At 74.7% G+C, this 3,758-nt stretch carries 4 protein-coding genes; 2 read left to right on the top strand and 2 right to left on the bottom strand.

The window, feature by feature from the left end; genetic code table 11:
• Positions 1–32 precede the first annotated feature (32 nt).
• Positions 33–647: a molybdenum cofactor guanylyltransferase gene (gene mobA, locus NBZ83_RS30775; RefSeq protein ID WP_261568669.1), complete on the bottom strand. Its 615-nt coding sequence runs from the start codon at positions 645–647 to the stop codon at positions 33–35.
• Positions 644–1,630 (bottom strand): GTP 3',8-cyclase MoaA, encoded by a 987-nt coding sequence (gene moaA / locus NBZ83_RS30770; protein ID WP_261568668.1) that lies wholly within the window; start codon positions 1,628–1,630, stop codon positions 644–646. The genes mobA and moaA overlap by 4 nt, the downstream gene beginning before the upstream one ends.
• A gap of 378 nt (positions 1,631–2,008) precedes the next feature.
• Between moaA and NBZ83_RS30765 the strand changes: the two genes are divergently transcribed.
• Positions 2,009–2,878: an ROK family protein gene (locus tag NBZ83_RS30765; protein ID WP_261568667.1), complete on the top strand. Its 870-nt coding sequence runs from the start codon at positions 2,009–2,011 to the stop codon at positions 2,876–2,878.
• Positions 2,879–3,131: 253 nt separating this feature from the next.
• On the top strand, positions 3,132–3,758 hold a 627-nt coding region (gene sepH / locus NBZ83_RS30760), incomplete at its 3' end, for a septation protein SepH (protein ID WP_261576375.1).

The raw sequence follows: 3,758 nt of genomic DNA, 5'->3' as shown, positions 1-3,758 counted from the left end.
GTTTTCCCCTGGCTGCGGGGTGTGGGCGGGGGTCATCGTTCCATCGTGCCCGGCCGGACCCGGCCGGCCCACCGGCGCGCGCGGGCCACGTCGGCGGGTGCGTCGCAGTCCAGGCAGGCGAGGGCGTCCGCGCGCACCGCGGTCACCGCCTGGTCGGTGAACAGGCCGCGCACCGGCCGGCCGACCGGGTCGGTGGGCAACGCCGCCCGCAGCTGCGCGGTACGCCAGACCGCGGCGAGGTACTGGCGCCGCCCGCCCGGGTCGACCAGGACGGCGGCGTCCGCCGCGGGTTGCTCGGCACCGCGGCGCAACAGCTCGATCTCCCGGCCGGTAAGGAACGGCAGGTCGGCCGCGAGGACGGCGACGAACGGGGTGCTGACGGCCGCCAGCCCCGCCGCGATCGCCGCGACCGGGCCGCCGCCCGGCGGGTTCTCCTGACACCATTCCACCTCGCCCTCGGGGAGCTTCGCGAGCTCGCGCCGGGGGCCGACGACGACGATGCGCTCGGCCCCGGCGACGGCGGCGAGCACCCGGTCAAGCAGGGTGGTTCCACCGACGATGACGGCCGGCTTGTCCCGGCCGCCGAGGCGGCGGGCGGCACCGCCGGCGAGCACGAGCGCGCTGCAGCCGGCCCGCGGGGCGGTCATCCGCCGATCGCCGACATGGGCCGGTCCGGCTGCTGGAAACCGAGCTCGTCGATCCCATGGCCGGCCCTCTTGCCGAGCACCGCCGCCCGCCACAGCGCGGCGAGCCGCTCGTCGTCCGCGCCGGCGCGCAGGGCCGTGCGCAGGTCGCTCTCCTGCCGAGCGAACAGGCAGTTGCGCACCTGACCGTCGGCGGTCAGCCGGACCCGGTCGCATTGCGCGCAGAAGGGCGCGGACACGGAGCCGATCACCCCGACCCGGCCCGGCCCGCCGTCGACCTCGAACAACTCGGCGGGCGCGCTGCCCCGCCCCGGCAGGGGCCGCAGGGTGAACGCGGCTCGCAGGGCGGTGAGGATCTCCGCCGCGGTGACCATCGCCGATCGCTGCCAGCCGTGCTGGGCATCCAGTGGCATCTGCTCGATGAACCGCAACTCGTACTCCTCGGCCAGCGACCAGTGCAGCAACCGGGTGGCTTCGTCGTCGTTGACGCCACGAACGAGAACGCTGTTGATCTTGACGGGGGTGAGACCGGCCGCCGCCGCGGCCCGCAGCCCCGCGAGCACGTCGCCGAGCCTGTTGCGGCGGGTGATCCGGGCGAAGCGGGTCGGATCCAGGGTGTCCAGGGAGACGTTGACCCGGTCCAGACCGGCGGCGCGCAACGGCCCGGCCAGCCGGACGAGCGACAGGCCGTTCGTGGTGAGCGAGAGCTCCGGCCGTGGTCGCAGGGACGCGAGCCGGGCCACCAGTGCCGCGAGGCCGGGCCGCAGCGTGGGCTCGCCGCCTGTGAGCCGGACCTCGGTCACGCCGAGTAGCCGCACCGCGACGCCAACCAGCCGGACGACCTCGTCGTCCGTCAGCAGGCGCGCCGACGGCAGCCAGGGCAGACCCTCCGCGGGCATGCAGTAGACGCACCGCAGGTTGCACCGGTCGGTCAGCGACACCCGCAGGTCCGAAGCGACGCGACCATGGGTGTCGACAAGACTCACCGGTCTAGCGTATAGAGCCCATGCGCCCAAACCCACCGGGCCCTTCGGCCGGGGCGGACAGCCATGCGGACTGACCGGTGATGCCGGCGAGGCACCTCCGATCGGGCCGGGGCGAACCCCCGCTCCGATGGACCGCGAGCAGCGTTGGGCGGCCAGGCCGGGCGGGTCGCGCCAGGCCGGCCGCCGCAGCCCGGGGGCGCTGGTGGGCAGGCGGGCAGCGCCCGCGGTCACCGGGCCTGCGAGACTTACCTTCCAGCGGTCGATGGACCGGCTCACCCGGTCGCGCGTGCGCGGCGGGCGGGCCGGCCGCGCACGCGACCGCGGGGCCGGCGACGCCGGCCCCACAGGCGGGAACATCGGCGCGGGGAGGGCTCGGCAATGCAGGTCTTCGGAGTTGACGTCGGAGGAAGCGGAATCAAGGGCGCTCCGGTCAACATCGAGGACGGCACGCTGGCCGCGCCCCGGTTGCGGATTCCGACCCCGCAGCCGGCCGAGCCCGCCGCCGTCGCGGCGACCATCGCCGACGTCGTCAACCACTTCGACTGGTCCGGCCCGGTGGGTGTGGCCCTGCCGTCGGTGGTCAAGAACGGCGTGGCGCTGACGGCAGCAAACATCGCACCGTCCTGGATCGGCACCGACATCGTCGGCGTGCTCGCCGACGCCCTGGGCCGAGCCGACGCGGATGCCACCTCGGTGTCGGCTCAGTCGGCTGGATCCGGCACTGCGGCGGAGATCACCACGGTGAACGACGCGGACGCGGCGGGGATCGCGGAGATGGCCTTCGGCGCCGGCCGCGACACCGCCGGCCTGGTCATCATGACGACGTTCGGCACCGGCATCGGGACCGCGTTGTTCCTGCACGGACAGCTGGTCCCGAACACCGAGCTCGGGCACCTGGAGATCCACGGACATGACGCGGAGACAAAGGCCTCCGACGCGGCCCGCGAGCGTGAGGACCTGTCGTGGGAGAAGTGGGCCAAGCGGGTCACCCGGTATCTGAACACCCTCGAGGCGCTGCTCTGGCCCGATCTCATCATCATCGGTGGCGGGGTCAGCAAGAAGGCCGACAAGTTCCTCGACCAGTTGGAGCTGCGCACCCGGGTGGTCCCGGCGCAGCTGCAGAACGAGGCGGGCATCGTCGGCGCCGCCCTGTCCGGCCTCGCCGATCAGAGCCGCCCTCGCCCGTCGGCCCGCCCGACACGCCGGCGGGGTCCGGCGACCCGGCCGCCCGGCGGGCGGCGACCGTAGGATCATCCGGCCGGCCTGCGGCCCGGACGGACGGGCCCGACACGGTCAGACTGTGCGTGTCGTCCGCCGTCAACCCGCCAGCCGGCCGTATCGATGGCAGGCTGTCACCTACCGGGACGCACATGCCGAAGGCGACTTCAGGTGCGTCATGCCGATCTGCCTGCAGGCTCGCCGGCCGACGGGCGCGATGTGCGCTGCGACAGGCCGACCGACCGACCGGGCACGGTACGGCTTCGAGTGAACAGGAGGCGCCATGCGTGAGCTGAGGGCGGTCGCACTCAGCGAGGACGGCGGCTACCTCGTACTCGCGGACGCAGGCGGCAGGACCGATGGCGAGCAGTTCCGAGTGCCGGTGGACGACCGGCTCCGGGCTGCCCTGCGCGGGATGCGCCGCAGCGAGGTGCGCACCGAAAGCGCGCTGACCCCGCGGGAGATCCAGGCCCGGCTGCGTGCCGGGGAAACCGCCGCGGAGGTCGCCAGGGCCGCCGGCATACCTGTGGAACGCGTGGAGCGTTACGAGGGTCCTGTGCTGGCCGAGCGCGCCCGCGTCGTGCAGGAGGCCCGGGCGGCGCTGCTGCCCAAGGACCCCGGTGGGGTGCCCGGCCGGCCGCTCGGCGAGGTCGTCGACGCGAGGCTGATCGTCGCGCAGGACAATCCCGCCGCGGCCCAGTGGGACGCCTGGCGCCGCGTCGACGGCATCTGGCTTGTCCAGCTCACCTCGGACAGCCGCTGCGCCCGCTGGACGTGGGATCCGGTCGTGCGCCGGGTGCGCCCCCACGACGACGCCGCCCGGGCCCTGGTCGCTCCGGAGAGCGCCGAGCAGGCGCCCCCGCCCCCGCCCGCACCGCCCGTGCTGCGGGCCGCGGGTCCGGCGCTGACG

Source organism: Frankia gtarii, from assembly GCF_025403375.1.
In the GTDB taxonomy this organism is placed as follows: domain Bacteria; phylum Actinomycetota; class Actinomycetes; order Frankiales; family Frankiaceae; genus Frankia; species Frankia gtarii.
This window is presented reverse-complemented; position numbering and strand designations above follow the sequence as displayed.